10 protein-coding genes are annotated in these 15518 nt (G+C 55.5%); 5 read left to right on the top strand and 5 right to left on the bottom strand.

What is annotated here, in order from left to right:
- Positions 1–20 precede the first annotated feature (20 nt).
- From ABNH10_RS10980 to ABNH10_RS10960, 5 genes are all read left to right on the top strand, one after another.
- Positions 21–3146 carry an efflux RND transporter permease subunit gene (locus ABNH10_RS10980; protein WP_349385967.1) on the top strand — a complete coding sequence of 1042 codons (3126 nt, stop codon included), beginning with the start codon at positions 21–23 and terminating at the stop codon, positions 3144–3146.
- A gap of 20 nt (positions 3147–3166) precedes the next feature.
- A complete protein-coding gene (locus tag ABNH10_RS10975) occupies positions 3167–4591 on the top strand; it encodes an efflux transporter outer membrane subunit (RefSeq protein WP_349385966.1) in 1425 nt (474 codons plus the stop codon).
- A gap of 550 nt (positions 4592–5141) precedes the next feature.
- A complete protein-coding gene (locus ABNH10_RS10970) occupies positions 5142–6566 on the top strand; it encodes an aldehyde dehydrogenase family protein (RefSeq protein ID WP_349385965.1) in 1425 nt (474 codons plus the stop codon).
- A gap of 218 nt (positions 6567–6784) precedes the next feature.
- The gene (locus tag ABNH10_RS10965) at positions 6785–7720 is read left to right on the top strand and encodes a metal-dependent hydrolase (RefSeq protein ID WP_349385964.1); all 936 of its coding nucleotides are present in this window, start codon (positions 6785–6787) and stop codon (positions 7718–7720) included.
- A gap of 184 nt (positions 7721–7904) precedes the next feature.
- A complete protein-coding gene (locus tag ABNH10_RS10960; RefSeq protein ID WP_349385963.1) occupies positions 7905–9965 on the top strand; it encodes a TonB-dependent receptor family protein in 2061 nt (686 codons plus the stop codon).
- Between the two features lie 69 nt (positions 9966–10034).
- On the opposite strand, the gene ABNH10_RS10955 is transcribed toward ABNH10_RS10960, so the two are convergent.
- The 5 genes from ABNH10_RS10955 to ABNH10_RS10935 form a co-directional block, all read right to left on the bottom strand.
- A complete protein-coding gene (locus ABNH10_RS10955; protein ID WP_349385962.1) occupies positions 10035–10805 on the bottom strand; it encodes an SDR family NAD(P)-dependent oxidoreductase in 771 nt (256 codons plus the stop codon).
- Positions 10806–11026: 221 nt separating this feature from the next.
- Positions 11027–11791: an SDR family oxidoreductase gene (locus ABNH10_RS10950; protein WP_349385961.1), complete on the bottom strand. Its 765-nt coding sequence runs from the start codon at positions 11789–11791 to the stop codon at positions 11027–11029.
- Positions 11792–11907: 116 nt separating this feature from the next.
- Entirely contained in the window at positions 11908–12945 is a 1038-nt protein-coding gene (locus ABNH10_RS10945; RefSeq protein WP_349385960.1) for a phosphotransferase family protein, read from the bottom strand.
- A gap of 93 nt (positions 12946–13038) precedes the next feature.
- Positions 13039–14247: an acyl-CoA dehydrogenase family protein gene (locus ABNH10_RS10940; RefSeq protein WP_349385959.1), complete on the bottom strand. Its 1209-nt coding sequence runs from the start codon at positions 14245–14247 to the stop codon at positions 13039–13041.
- 93 nt (positions 14248–14340) lie between these two features.
- Positions 14341–15018 (bottom strand): histidine phosphatase family protein, encoded by a 678-nt coding sequence (locus tag ABNH10_RS10935; protein WP_349385958.1) that lies wholly within the window; start codon positions 15016–15018, stop codon positions 14341–14343.
- Positions 15019–15518 lie beyond the last annotated feature (500 nt).

Raw genomic sequence — 15518 nt, 5'->3', positions numbered from 1 at the left:
CGACGAGAAACGGGATTTCCATGGCCAGATTTTTTATTGACCGACCAATTTTTGCCTGGGTGATCGCCATCATCATGATGATGGCCGGAGCCTTGGCCATTTACACCCTTCCCATTGAGCAGTACCCCACCGTTGCGCCACCACAGGTCTCCATTGCCGGTAACTACCCCGGCGCCTCGGCGAAGACCGTGGAAGACTCGGTCACCCAGGTGATCGAGCAACAAATGAACGGGATCGACAATCTGCTGTACATGAGCTCCACCAGTGACTCCTTCGGTAATGCCGCTGTGGACCTGACGTTCGCCCCCGGTACCGACCCGGACATTGCCCAAGTACAGGTACAGAACAAACTGCAGTTGGCGACCCCCCTGCTGCCCCAGGAAGTGCAGCAACAGGGGATGCAGGTGACCAAATCCTCCGACTCCTTCCTGATGGTGGCGGGCTTTACCTCTGAAGATGGCAGCCTGTCCCGGGCTGACTTGGCCGACTATGTCGCCTCCAACGTGCAGGATCCAGTAAGCCGGGTGCCCGGCGTGGGTCAAATTCAGCTGTTTGGTTCCCCCTACGCCATGCGCGTCTGGCTGGATCCGAACAAGCTGAACAAGTTTGATTTAACCCCCCAGGATATTACCCAGACAATCGAGGTTCAAAACAACCAGGTAGCCAGCGGTCAATTGGGCGGCGCACCGGCCGTGGAAGGCCAGCAATTGAACGCCACCATCATCGCCCAGACCCGCCTGGAAGACGTGGATCAATTCGAGAATATCCTGCTGAAAGTAAACCCGGACGGCTCTCAGGTATTCCTCAAAGACGTGGCCCGGGTGGAATTGGCGGCCCAGAATTACGACGTGCAGGGCCGTTACAATGGCCAGCCCGCCGCCGGCTTGGCCATCAGCCTAGCCACCGGCGCCAACGCCCTGGACACCGCAGAAGCACTGCGTGCCCGCCTGGACGAACTAAAGCCCTACTTCCCTGACAAGATGGAGATGGTGTTTCCCTACGACACCACGCCCTTCGTCAGTATCTCCATCGAGGAAGTGGTACATACCCTGTTCGAGGCCATCATCCTGGTTTTCCTGGTGATGTATCTGTTCTTGCAGAACTTCCGCGCCACCCTGATTCCTACCTTGGCAGTGCCGGTAGTACTGCTGGGCACTTTTGCAGTGCTCGCCGCCTTTGGCTTTTCTATCAACACCCTGACCATGTTTGGCATGGTGCTGGCCATCGGTCTACTGGTTGATGACGCCATCGTGGTGGTGGAAAACGTGGAACGGGTGATGCACGAGGAAGGCCTCCCGCCCAAGGAAGCGACCCGTAAATCCATGGGCCAAATTACCGGCGCGCTAGTGGGCATCGCCTTGGTACTGTCAGCCGTATTCGTTCCCATGGCCTTTTTCCCGGGCTCCACCGGTGCCATTTACCGCCAGTTCTCCATCACCATTGTGTCTGCCATGGTGTTGTCCGTTCTTGTGGCACTGATCCTCACTCCGGCCCTGTGTGCCACCATGCTCAAAGCCAAAGACACTGAGCACCAAACCGATCATGGCTTCTTCGGCTGGTTTAACCGCACCTTCGACAAGAGCAGCCGTCGTTATCAGGGCAGCGTTGAAAAGATCCTCGGCCGCCGGGGCCGTTACCTGTTTATCTATGTGGTGATCGTCGGTGTGCTCGGCTTCAGCTTTATGCGCTTGCCCTCCAGCTTCCTGCCGGAAGAAGATCAGGGGATTTTGTTCACCCTGGTGACCTTGCCGGCGGGCTCTACCCAAGAGCAGACGGTCAAGGTGCTGGAAAAAATGGAGGACTATTATCTGAACGAAGAGTCCTCCGCGGTGGATGGTCTGTTCACCGTGGCCGGCTTTAGTTTCACCGGTCGGGGCCAAAACGCCGGCATGGCGTTCGTGAACCTGAAGGACTGGTCAGAACGGGATCTATCCGTGGACGGCGCCAACAATGTGGTTGGCCGTGCCATGGAGTATTTCTCAACCATTCGTGAAGCGATGATGTTTGCGCTGAACCCGCCATCGATCCCTGAACTGGGCAACGCCAGTGGGTTCGACTTCCAGCTGCTGGACCAATCTGGCCAAGGGCACGAAGCGCTGATTCAGGCTCGTAACCAGATGCTCGGCATGGCCGCACAAGACCCGCGACTGGCAGGGGTACGCCCCAATGGCCTGGAAGACAGCCCGCAGTACCAGATCGATATTGACCAGCAGAAAGCCAAAGCGCTGGGGCTGTCCATCAGCGACATCAACAGCACTCTGCAGATTGCCTGGGGCTCCAGCTACGTCAACAACTTTGTCGACCGGGGCCGGGTAAAACGAGTGTATGTGCAGGCCGATGCCCCTTACCGCATGCTACCGAAAAACGTCAACGACTGGTTTGTGCGTAATAACCAGGGCGAAATGGTGCCGTTCTCCACTTTTGCTACTGGTCACTGGACGTACGGCTCACCCAAGCTGGAACGCTATAACGGTGTGTCGTCGGTGAACATCCAAGGCAACGCGGCGCCCGGCTACAGTACCGGCGACGCCATGGATGCCATGGAAGAGCTAGCTGCCAAACTGCCCGCCGGGTTCGGTTTCGAATGGACCGGCATGTCCTACCAGGAACGCCAGTCCGGTGACCAGGCCCCTGCGCTGTATGTCATTTCGCTATTGGTAGTATTCCTCTGCCTGGCCGCCCTGTATGAAAGCTGGTCGATTCCATTCGCGGTAATGCTGGTGGTCCCTCTGGGCATTCTGGGTGCGGTACTGGCCGCTACCTTCCGTGACCTGAACAACGACGTCTTCTTCCAGGTGGGGCTATTGACCACCATCGGGCTCTCTGCAAAGAACGCCATTCTGATTGCGGAATTCGCGCTGGAGCTGGAGCAGAAAGGCGAACACTTGCTCAAGGCCACCCTGGAAGCCGTGCGCATGCGACTACGACCGATCCTGATGACCTCACTGGCCTTCATGCTCGGGGTAACCCCACTGATGATCAGTACCGGTGCTGGCGCCGGTGCCCGTAACGCCATCGGTACCGGGGTATTCGGCGGCATGCTCACCGCCACCGTCCTCGCCATCTTCTTTATTCCGCTGTTCTACGTGGCGGTGCGCAAACTCTCCGGCGTGCCCCTTGACGGCAAGAAGAAAGACAAAGAATAACTCCCCGCGGAGTAACACTGATGACCCGTAACCCTCTGACGCTCGCCCTTCTGGGCGGGCTGATGCTGGGTGGCTGCACCCTCGCCCCCAGCTATCAACAACCACCCTCCCCAGTCCCTGCGCAAATCGGTGAAGCCGGTGGCAATAGTGCCAGCGAGCTAACCCTGCCCGGCTGGTCCAGCCTTTATCAGAGCGCGGAATTGCGACAGCTGATTCAGCGCGCATTGGATAACAACCGGGATCTGCGTATCGCGGTACTCGATGTGGCTGCCCTGCGCGCCCAGTACCAAATCCAGCGCGCCGACCTGTACCCAAACCTGTCCGTGGACGGCAGCGGTACCCGCCAGCGTCTGCCCGCAGAGCTCTCCGGCACCGGCCATTCCACATTATCGGATCAATACGGTGTGCAAGTTGGCGTCACCGCCTGGGAACTGAATCTGTTTGGCCGGGTACGCAGCCTGAAAGATGCGTCGCTGGAAAAATATCTCGCCAGCGAAGAGGCTCAGCGCAGCACCCAGCTCGCGCTGGTTGCCCAAGTTGCCCAAAGCTACCTAACGCTGGTCAGTGATCGCCAGAACTTGGCAATCAGTCGCGAAACTGTAATCGCACAGGAGGACTCTCTGGCATTGATTGAACGCCGGTTCGAGAGCGGTCTGGGGACCGAGCTGGATGTGCGCCAGGCACAAATCGCCTTGCAGGGGGCCCGCGCCAACCTGGCCAGTTTTGAGCGCCAAGTGAATCAAGACTATAACGCCTTAGCCGTTCTGGTCGGCGGGCCACTGCCCACCCTGAAATCGGTGAATCTAAACAACGATGCCTTGGCGCTGGTGGCGCCGGTTCCGGAAGGATTGCCCTCAGCACTACTGGCCCTGCGCCCGGACGTGCAACAAGCTGAGCATCAGCTGCGCGCCGCCAATGCCAATATTGGTGCCGCCCGAGCCGCCTTCTTCCCTAGCATTCAGCTCACCGGCGCTTATGGCAGCATGAGCAGCGAATTGTCCGGCCTATTCGACAGCGGCTCCAAAGCTTGGTCGTTCAGCCCCAGTATTTCTCTGCCCATTTTCTCCGGGGGCCGTAACAGGGCCAATCTTGATCTGGCCGAAGTTCGTCAGGATCAAGCCGTGGCCAGCTACGAGAAGGCCATACAAACCGCCTTTCAGGAAGTGGCTAATGCGCTGCAAGCCCGCGATACGCTGGCTCGCCAGCAGCAGGCTCAACAGGCGCTGGTCACCGCCACCGAGCAGTCCCTGACGTTGTCACAGCAACGCTACGAACAAGGCGCAGATGATTACCTTGCGGTGTTGGATGCCCAACGCACTCTTCTCTCGGCCCGCCAGCAGTTAGTGACGTTAAAACTGCAACAACTGACCAACGAAACCGAGCTTTACCGCGCCTTGGGTGGTGGCTGGGATGCGCAACAGCCCACCCATGTGGCCAGCCGCTAACGCAGCTCAGAAGCAACCGTTGTGCAGAGGATGACACCGCCATGTGACTAATCTGGCCAACAACGCAAGCTGATGGCAGCACCGTAGGCCGTCGCTGCTGCGGCAATTGCTCTGAATAATTAGCCGTTTTGACAACGCGCCCCTCGGGGCGCAAACCTAGGAGCAATAACGCACAAAAAAACTATTCCTACGTCAACGTAGATGTCTTCGCCGAGGGTCAGCCGCGTGCTCAGCACACCGCATGAAGCCACCTCTACAGAGAGCAGCCCACATACAATCAGGCATCGGCATCGCCCCGGGAAAGTCTCTCAGCAGGCAGTGCTTCACTCCTAGTCTCATGTTCATTTTCTGTTTCGCTGACGCTAGCACACCAACCGCATGCCCATTTTCAGCTGCGGCCTCGCATTATCTTATCCACTTGCCACACCACCTCTTTCAGGCGGGGCCCAAATTCCGCAGGGAAGAACCAACACCGTTTTTTAAAATTACATGCCACTATTGTAGTGTTGACCCTCCATACTCAATGGAAGACCAACAAAAGGACCTCTCCATGGACACGTTGCAGCAGTTCTACATTAACGGCCGTTGGGTCTCTCCCACAGAGGAAGCCACTACCCACGCCGTTATCAACCCCGCTAATGAAGAACAGATTGCTACCCTGCCATTGGCCCAAGCCGCGGATATTGATGCAGCTATCGACGCCGCCCACCAGGCTTTCCCCACTTGGTCCGCCCTGCCGCTGGAAAAGCGATTGGGCTACATGGAAAAAATGCTGGAGGCTTACCACGCTCATCTGCCAAAAATGGCGGAAGCGATTAGCCAGGAAATGGGCGCACCGATCTCTCTGGCCAGCAAGGTGCAGGCCCCCATGGGGCTTGCCCATCTGAAAACCGCCTTGGGCATAGCTCGTGAGTTCCCTTTCGAAGAAACCGTCGGCCAATCGCTGATTCGCCGTGAAGCCGCCGGGGTATGCGCCTTGATTACACCCTGGAACTGGCCCATGAACCAGGTCATGTGCAAGGTCGCCCCGGCCATGGCGGCAGGCTGCACCATGGTGCTCAAGCCCAGTGAATTTGCCCCGCTGTCAGCCAACCTGCTAGCACAGATTATTGATGAAGCCGGCCTCCCAGCCGGGGTGTTCAACATGGTCTATGGCGACGGTGCCGCCGTGGGGCCATTGCTATCCAGTGACCCTCGCATTGATATGGTATCCCTCACCGGCTCCACCCGGGCGGGTGAATCCGTGAGCCGGGAAGCGGCCAGCACCATTAAACGCGTGTCTCTGGAGCTGGGCGGCAAGTCCGCCAATATCTTGTTGCCAGGCTGTGACCTAGAACAGGCCGTCACCCACGGGGTGCAGGCCATGATGGCCAACACAGGGCAGAGCTGTAATGCGCCGTCACGGATGTTGGTGCCGGAGGATCAACTGGCGCAAGCCGAACGTATTGCCGCCCAAGTCTGCGACGCCATAGTGGTTGGCGATCCCTCCGATGACGCTACCGTAATGGGCCCAATCGCCAACAGCCGTCAGTACCGACGGGTACAAAAAATGATCGAGAAAGGCCAACAAGAAGGCGCCAAATTGGTTGCCGGCGGAACCGGTAAGCCCGAGGGTATCGACAAAGGCTACTTCGCCCGCCCCACCGTGTTCAGTGAAGTGAACAACCAGATGACCATTGCCCGAGAGGAAATCTTTGGCCCCGTGCTGGTGATGATTCCCTACGACACTCTCGATAACGCCGTCGACATCGCCAACGATTCCGAATACGGCCTTTCCGGTTATGTGTTTGGGGACGATTCCCAAGCCCGCCAGATCGCCAATCGCCTGCGCACTGGGAATGTCCACATCAATGGAGCGGACCCGGATGTCCAGGCCGCCTTCGGTGGCTACAAACAATCGGGGATTGGCCGGGAATGGGGCCGTTTCGGCTTTGAAGAGTTTCTCGAAACCAAGTCCGTGTTCCTGCCCAACTAACGCCTTCGCCCTCAACGGGCAAACAGGAAACCTTGTTTTGTGTACTCGCAGAGGGGGCCAATTACACGCTCAGCGTGGCTGATTGGCCCTCTAGCCCCGACCGGGGCGCGAAAATGCCATTTACCTCACCCGCTCTAACCCTGAATATCCATTACATCGAACAATGTCACAGTATGATATTCAACGGCGACTCTACCGCCAGGGACCAGGAGTACACCATGACAACGACAGCATCCACCACCATTCAGTCAGGCCAAGCGAAGGCCCAGAAAGTGCCGCTGGGCGCCACCGTCAATATTCCACCCCGTCGGCTGGACTTTGAGTTTGATGACAAAACATCCGTTAAGTACTTCTATGATAACGACCCCTTTTTGAGCGCGTTCTGGTTGAGCATGTCCACCCTGTTCCCAAAAGGCGAAGCGTTCTTCGTGGATTCCGTGCGTCATTACCGTAAAGAGATTACCGACAGCACACTGAAAGCACAGGTGGCCGGATTTATCGGCCAAGAAGCCATGCACAGCAAAGAGCATGAAGCCTGGAACAATATGGGCATGAAATTCGGCTATCCCACGGACACGCTGGACAAATCCCTGGGCAAACTGATTGGCCTGATGCAGAAACGTACCCCAAAAATTTTCCAGCTAGCCACCACGGTGTGCCTGGAACACTACACAGCCATCATCGCTGAACAGCTGCTACGTGAAGACGAGCATCAGGAAAAACTCATTGATGAAACCACGTTAAAACTGTGGTTATGGCATGCGCTGGAAGAAAACGAACACAAAACCGTGGCCTACGATGTCTATGAGAAAGTCAGCGGCAGCTACGCCATTCGTACCGGTGCCATGATCCCAACCACCGTCCTTTTCTTCACCGTAATGGCCGCCTTCCAGGCACGCATGCTGGCCTCAGACGGTCGCCTTTTTAATCTGAAAAATAACTGGAAAGGCCTCACCTTTCTGTTCGGCCGCAAAGGGTTGTTTACCAAATTAACTCCCCAGTACCTGGATTTCTTTAAACGAGATTTCCACCCCTCCCAGCACGACACCGATGCGTTACTGGAGGAATGGCGAGAAAAACTGTTTGGAACGAATGGCATGCTCACCGAGCAACATAACCAAGCCAGTCAGCGCAAAGGCAAGAAAGCCCACTGATACGTTCTACTCCTCCTCTCCCAAGGGCTGCTCAATGCAGCCCTTTTTTGTTTTCGAGAATATTTAAGAAAGAGGAGGTCGTTACGCTCGGCAGAAATAACGGCCATTTCGCAGCGAATCTATTGAGGATAAGAGCGTAAGCTCATAGCGTAGTAACCGCCGCAACAGAATCCGTAGATACCCTATGCTCTTTTTTCACCGACTCACCTTGGGGCTTGTAACCTTTCAGTTACCGCTGGCAGCCTTGGCGGAACCCACCGAACTGGACAGCATTCTGGTTCAGGGAACTCGAATAGAACGCAGCCTGCTGGACACCCCAGCAGCCGTCAGCGTGGTGGATACCCGCATAGCCCAACAAGGCCAGCAGCACCTTCAACTCGATGAAAGCCTTGCCCGGGTTCCCGGCCTCTACCTGCAAAACCGATACAACTTTGCCCAGAACCAGCGCCTGTCTATTCGCGGGTTTGGCGCCCGCGCCCCTTTCGGCGTGCGCGGGCTTCGTATCCGTGTTGACGGCTTCCCCGAAACAGTGCCCGATGGCCAATCACAAGTCGACAGTATTGATCTTGACTCTCTCTACCAGGCTACCGTATTACGCGGGCCGTCATCAGTGCTCTATGGCAACGCCACCGGCGGCGTTATCGACCTTGAATCCCTATCAGGGAAAACGATCACCGGCAACGGTGAGCTAAGGCTGTCTGCCGGTGGAGACGGCTACCGCAAAGCGCACCTCAAAAGTGGCGGCCAAAAAGAGAATATGCATTATTACCTCGGAGTCACCGGCCTCAACTACGACGGCTACCGGAAACAAAGCGGGGTAGAAAAATATATCGTCAACAGCCGTATTGGCTGGCAACTGACCAACAAGCAGGAAATTGATCTGTTCCTGACCGCTCTGGATACCCCCTATGGTCAAGACCCAAGCGGCCTTACCCGTAGTCTGGCCCATGCTGACAGAACTCAGGCAACAACCTTGGCAGATCAACTGAATGCGGGCCAAAAAGTAGATCAACAACGGCTGGGGATCCGTTACCGTAATGCGGACCTCGGGGGCGGCCGGCTACAAACACAAGCTTTCATCAGCCAGCGGGACTTTAATCAGCAACTGCCTTTTCCAGGCAGCAGCCTGATTGATTACCAGCGGCTATTTTATGGGATCGGGGTGGAATACAGTCACGATCTGGATCTATTCGGGCTGCAGCACCGTTACTTGATCGGCGTCGACATGGATCGCCAGCGAGATGATCGGGGACGCCGCAGTGTCAGCGCCAACGGTGCAATTACCGGCATCACTGCAAACGAAAATCAAATCGCCACCAGCCACGGTTTTTTTGTGCAAACCGACAGCTTTGTTACAGACAGCTTGACACTGTCTCTCGGCGCCAGAGCCGACCGCATTGAATTCCGAATAGAGGATGGCTTTCTCGGCGATGGTGACAACAGCGGCGAACAGCAATTCAATGAAGGAAGCTTTAGTGCCGGCGTTGCTTGGCATGCACTCCCTGCGCACACCCTGTACGCGTCGGTCAGTTCTGCGTTTGAGACTCCCACCTTTACAGAGTTGGCGAACCCTGCCGGCGTTGGCGGATTCAATCCAAACCTGAAGCCTCAGAAAGCCTTGAACAAGGAAGTAGGCTTGCGCGGAACTCTCCACAACGACTTGCTCTATGATCTGACACTATTCAGCGTCGACGTGAAAGATGAAATCACGCCATACGAGCTCGGTGGCCGCACGTTCTATGAAAATGCCGCTCGCACACGCCGTGAAGGTCTTGAACTGTCGTTTGAGCACATCACCACAGAAACACTGACCACAACGGTGGCATGGACATGGGCACAATACCGTTTCGATCGCTTCGCCGATAAGCAACAGGGCATCGACGTTAGCGATAATCACATGCCAGGCTTGCCACAACATATCGTTTTTACGGAAGCGGCCTGGCGCCCCGAAAACGGTTTTTTTGTTGTCGGCGACGTTCGTTTTGCCAGCAACGTTTATGCTGAGAACACCAACCAGACACGTATAGGCAGCCATGCCGTTGTTAATACCCGGTTCGGAAAGCACTGGAATTTCAATCGCCGGAGGCTAGAAATCCACACTGGCATCAACAATCTTTTCGATCGTGACTACTACAGCAACATTCGAATCAATGCTAATAGCGACAGGCCCGCCCCCTCAGATCGCGGCTATTTTGAACCAGCGCCTGGCCGAACCTTGTATGCTGGGGTGACCCTTGGATGGTGAGGGCAACAGGCAAGATTATCCGACTTCGTCAGAAGCCCAAAAAAGAGAGGGGGTGTCGTACAAAGACGTTCAGAAAGCGGATACCCCACCGTCCACAGCAAGGGCCTGGCCACTCATATAGCTGTTGGCCGGCGACAGCAACATGAGCATGGCTGCAACAATCTCAGAGGGCTGTCCCAGTCGCTTCATCGGGCAACCGGATGCCAGCATGGCATGCACCTGTTCCCTGTTTTTTGATAGCTCACCTTCATCCAGCATCGGTGTATGAGTATAGAACGGGCATATCGCATTCACGCGAATGTTGCGCTTGGCATATTCCACTGCCGCAGTGCGTGTGAGCCCGATCACCGCGTGCTTGGCCGCCGAGTAGGCCCCTATTTTAGGCGCACCACCTAACCCCGCCATGGAACTCACGTTGACGATGCTGCCACCGTCCACCTTCATGGCATCGATTTGGTACTTCATGCCGAACATCACGCCTTTAACGTTCACGTTCATCTGCTGATCTAAAACGTCTTCGCTCAATTGCGTAAACGGAATAAAACCGTGGGCAATACCCGCATTGTTCACGGCCAAGTCCAGGTGCCCGAACTGAGACAGCGCCGCATCCACCATGGCCTTACAATCCGCCTCACTGGACACGTCACAGCGCAGTGCGGCAACTTTAACGCCCTGCTCAGCCAGTGTGTCTGCCAACGGGTTAAGGGCATCCATATTGATATCGCCCAGTACCAGCGCGGCACCGCGCTTACCCAGCTCTTCTGCCAGTAACTTGCCAAAACCGCTGGCCGCACCGGTGATCAACGCCGTCTTGCCGGTAAAATCGAGAATCGGGTCCATTACCTTCTCCTGCACCGAAAGCGCTTAACCCGCTTTCAGCATCCATCTGCTTACAAAAAGCCGCTGTAGCCCTTCCCTTATCTGGGAACAAACGAAGGCAGCAAAACGGAAAACAGGCAGATACACTAAAAATCTACCTAGCTCACCGTACCGAAGCAGCCTGCCCACGATTTATCCCCTGAAAGCGGAAGACCTATAGCGGTTTGATAGCAACGTGAGTGTTAAATCGTAAAGCCGCCATCAACCACAACACACTCCCCTGTCACGAAGCTGGCAGCATCAGAGACTAGATAAAGGACCGTGCCGGCCATTTCTTTGGGTTCCGCGTGACGACGCATGGGGATTTGGCTCAGGGCCTGTTTATAGATATCTTCGTTGGCAAACAGGGCACCGGCGAACTTGGTTTTAGTCAGCCCCGGCAGCAACGCATTCACTCGCACGTTGTATTGCGCACATTCTTTGGCAAACGCCTTGGTCATGCTGATCACGGCAGCTTTGGAAATGGAATACACCCCCTGCCCTTCGCCCGGGGTCAGACCATTCACCGAAGCAGTATTGACGATAGCACCACCGCCGTTTTCACGCATCAACTTGCCCCCTTCCACGGACATGTAGAAGTAACCACGCAGATTCACGTCCACGGTCTTGTCGAAGGCGTCCACCGGGGTATCAAGAATATGCCCGAAAAACGGGTTAGCCGCGGCATTGTTTACCAAAATATCGAGTTTGCCGTGCACCTTACGGATATGGGAAAACACCGCTTCGATTTGCGCCAGCTCGCCCACGTGACAAGCAAAAGCTTCTGCGCTGCCACCGCCTGCCTTGATAGCATCGGCAACGACCTGACAGCCATCAACCTTGCGGCTGGACACGATCACATGGGCGCCCTGCTCTGCCAGCAGGCGGGCAATTTCTTCGCCAATACCCCGGCTCGCGCCGGTCACCAGAGCAACCTTGCCCTCAAGATTAAAAAGATCGGTACTCATTATTTCTCTCCCGAAAAAAGGCCATAAGCCGCAAGCCCCATAGCCTGCGGCCATTCGAAAGCACAATAGCCACATTGCCGCACGGCTTTCCTCTTCGCTTGCGGCTTGCCGTGGCTTTATGCCCCTTCATTAATAATTTGCATGGCCATGGAGGCCAGTGGCTCGACCAGAGCACCTACTTGAGAGGCCTGCTTGCTGGAGGCATTACCGTCTTGAGCCCGTTTCGCGACTCCCTGGCAAATGGCCGCAAGGCGGAAAAAACTGAATGCCAGATAAAATTCCCAATTGTCTATATGGGCAATACCACGGCGCTCGCAATACATGGTCACGTATTCTTTTTCAGTAGGAATACCCAACGCAGTACGGTCTTTGCCTTGCAGGCCGGCCATCTTGGCGCCTCGTTGAGGCATTCGCATACCCATACACTGATACGCCAGATCCGCCAGTGGATGTCCCAGGGTGGACAACTCCCAATCCAGCACCGCAATGACTTGCGGCTTTTGCGGGTGCCACATCAAGTTGTCCAGGCGGTAATCGCCGTGCACCAGTGACACTTGGCCATCATCCTCTGGTTGATGGGTCTGTAACCAGGCAATCAGCGAATCCATGGCCGCAATTTCCTGCAATTTGGACGCTTCGTACTGCTGGGTCCAGCGGCCGAGTTGACGTTCAAAATAACTGCCCGGCTTACCGTAATCACTCAGGCCGACGGCCTCCAGGTCCACACTGTGAATGGCCGCCAGCACCCGGTTCATTTGCGAGTACATCTCGCTGCGTGCCGCATTTGCGGCATCGCCCTCTCCCGGCTCGGGAAGTGCCGCATCCCAGAGAATGCGCCCTTCACAAAACTCCATCACATAGAACATGGAGCCGATAACATCACGGTCTTCGCACAGGTGCAGCACATTAGGCACCGGTACATCGGTGTCTTTCAACGCGGCCATAACACGGAATTCGCGATCCACCGCATGGGCGGACTTGAGCAGTTTGCCCGGCGGCTGACGGCGCAGCACATAGGAGCCAGAGGCGGCCGTAATCTTGAAGGTAGGGTTGGACTGCCCCCCCTCAAATTTCTCCGCTTCAATGGGACCCTTGAAGCCCGTGATATGCTGCTCAAAATACTCAGCCAGTTTCTGTGTATCTATCTGGGACATGAAGCCCTCCTACTGTTCTTCTTTTTTCTGCTGCGCAAAAAGCAACACCCAGAACGCGATTGACGCTGCGGGCCCTGCGGGCCACACCTGAAATCAGGCGAATTGTTTAGCCATGTTCCGGCCCAACTGCATCATGTGCACCTGATCCGGGCCATCGGCCAGACGCAGAGTGCGCGCGTAGCTAAAGAAGTGAACCAACGGCGTATCCTGGCTCAGGCCCACGGCACCGTGGATCTGAATCGCCCGGTCGATAACATTTAACGCCATATTAGGCGCAACCACCTTGATCATAGCGATCAAATCCTTGGCGCCTTTGTTACCTGAGCGATCCATGGCGTCTGCGGCTTTCAGCGTCAGCAGCCGTGCCTGCTCAATCTCGCAGTAAGATTTGGCAATATCTTCGCGCACCGAGCCTTGCTTGCTCATGGGCGCACCGAACACTTCACGCTGGTTTACCCGTTTGCACATCATCTCAAACGCCTCCTGAGCCGCGCCGATCATACGCATGCAGTGGTGAATTCGGCCCGGACCAAGGCGTCCCTGAGCGATTTCGAAACCCCGCCCTTCACCGAGAATCATATTGGCCTTGGGCACACGCACATTGTCGAAAATAACTTCGGCATGGCCTTCCGGTTCATCGTTGTAACCAAATACCTGCATCGGGCGAACAATGTTGATTCCGGGAGTATTGGTGGGCACCAAAATCTGGGATTGCTGCTGGTGGCGGTTAGGGTTATCCGGGCTGCTCTTGCCCATGACAATCATAATTTCGCAGGTTTTTCGCATGGCGCCGCTGATATAAAACTTACGGCCGTTGATGATGTAATCGTCGCCCTCTTCCGTTATACGCGTTTCGATATTGGTCGCGTCAGAGGACGCCACTTGCGGCTCGGTCATGGCGAAGGCACTACGAATACGGCCATCCAACAACGGCAACAACCACTGTTCTTTCTGAGCATCGTTGCCGTATTTTGCCAGCACTTCCATATTGCCAGTATCCGGAGCGGCACAGTTAAACGCTTCGGATGCAATACGACAGCGCCCCATTTCTTCGGCCAGCGGCGCATACTCCAGGTTACTTAAGCCTGCGCTGTACTCTGCGTACTCTGTAGGCAAAAACAGGTTCCACAGTCCTTTAGCTCGGGCCTTTTCTTTCAGTTCATCCATGATCGGCGGTGTTTCCCACGGGCTCTTTGCCAGCTGCTCGTAATACATGTTTTCTGCCGGGCGGATTTCGTTGTTAATAAAATCACGCACCTGAGTGATCAATGTCTGCATTTTTTCTGTGTACTGAAAATCCATGACGCTCTCCCTATGACCCGTTTACTCCTGCAGTCCTGTGGCTGCGTTAAATGCGATGCAGCGCGTACAAGGTGGGAGCACAAAGCACGAAAATTAGTAGTAAGTGATCGCGTCGAAACGGTCAGGGCGATCTAGATGCGGCACGTTATTAAAACTGGCCATACGCACCACCTTTTGATTAAAAAAACCGTGGCTCACACTACTGTTGCGAATCTGCAGATTCAGCTCCACCACGGCCTCATCCGACGCACCAAGAATATGTTTGATGAACATGGCCATGGCACCACCAGAGCTGACAATCAGCAACCGGTCCTTATCGTTGTACTGCTGCTGGATGTGATCGCGGGCGGCAGCAACCCGGTCAGAGAAACCCTGCCAGGTTTCCGGCAGATCGCCGGTCAGCGTATCCATTCGCCAGTGTTTCATGGCCGTTTTCAAGGCCTTGTAAAAGGCCGCCACCGGAGCACCTTCGCCAGGCACCTGGTCCGGGTGCTGAGCCAGGTAGGCATTCACCAGTGACTGGAAATCGAATTCGTTAAGGCCGGACTGAATGTCTTCGGGTAAGGCCACACCCAGGCCTTCACAAATACCGGCTCCCGTTTCCCGATGCCGTACCAGATCACCGCACACAAGGGCATCAAAGCCCATATCCCGTTCGGCAAAATACTCACCCAGCCAGCGAGCTTGCTGATGACCCAGTTCGGAAAGGCGGTCGTAATTATCGGTACCGAACGATGCTTGCCCGTGGCGGACAAGGTAAAACTGGGTCATGCGTGTATCCTCGGCTCAAAACAATATTCAACCAGACTAGATCAGCGCCATTAGTTAGTGAAATTGATATTTTGCATCACCGTGTATAAATTCCATGCATTGCCAAGTGCACTTTTTAGAATATCATCCCGATGTTATCCATGGCTTCCTCCTTCTGACAGCATGCCATGGCGGGTCTTTACCCTCACTCAATAGCGTTTTATCCACGCTACGCTGCCTCACAGAGGCCTTTTGCCGAGTTCCTGAAAATGAGTTCATGAAAATTACGGCTGGTTCTGTTGCCACAGGGGGAGGTAACGAGCGGAGGGATGTGACCGTTTGAGAGTGGCTGAAGGCAAGGAGCCCATCAAAGGCCCTTCGCACTTAATGGTGACTTCATCGCTGCCTTGCAGTGCCACCTGCACTGATTCCAATAACGTTACTCGGTAAGGCTGGTTACGATTTAAGGAAATGCACCTAGCCACGAGCCATTTCAATCAATCGCTTAGCAGCAGGCATGC

Source organism: Alcanivorax sp. (assembly GCF_040119285.1).
Lineage (GTDB): Bacteria > Pseudomonadota > Gammaproteobacteria > Pseudomonadales > Alcanivoracaceae > Alcanivorax.
Note: the sequence above shows the minus strand (reverse complement) of the source record. Positions and strands in the feature narration are given on the sequence as shown.

Bases quoted from the DNA above. Each gene is read 5' to 3' on its own strand.
- ABNH10_RS10945 (WP_349385960.1), bottom strand. From the start codon at position 12,945: ATGTCCCAGATAGATACACAGAAACTGGCTGAGTATTTTGAGCAGCAT.
- ABNH10_RS10935 (WP_349385958.1), bottom strand. From the start codon at position 15,018: ATGACCCAGTTTTACCTTGTCCGCCACGGGCAAGCATCGTTCGGTACC.
- ABNH10_RS10980 (WP_349385967.1), top strand. From the start codon at position 21: ATGGCCAGATTTTTTATTGACCGACCAATTTTTGCCTGGGTGATCGCC.
- ABNH10_RS10955 (WP_349385962.1), bottom strand. From the start codon at position 10,805: ATGGACCCGATTCTCGATTTTACCGGCAAGACGGCGTTGATCACCGGT.
- ABNH10_RS10970 (WP_349385965.1), top strand. From the start codon at position 5,142: ATGGACACGTTGCAGCAGTTCTACATTAACGGCCGTTGGGTCTCTCCC.
- ABNH10_RS10950 (WP_349385961.1), bottom strand. From the start codon at position 11,791: ATGAGTACCGATCTTTTTAATCTTGAGGGCAAGGTTGCTCTGGTGACC.
- ABNH10_RS10960 (WP_349385963.1), top strand. From the start codon at position 7,905: ATGCTCTTTTTTCACCGACTCACCTTGGGGCTTGTAACCTTTCAGTTA.
- ABNH10_RS10975 (WP_349385966.1), top strand. From the start codon at position 3,167: ATGACCCGTAACCCTCTGACGCTCGCCCTTCTGGGCGGGCTGATGCTG.
- ABNH10_RS10940 (WP_349385959.1), bottom strand. From the start codon at position 14,247: ATGGATTTTCAGTACACAGAAAAAATGCAGACATTGATCACTCAGGTG.
- ABNH10_RS10965 (WP_349385964.1), top strand. From the start codon at position 6,785: ATGACAACGACAGCATCCACCACCATTCAGTCAGGCCAAGCGAAGGCC.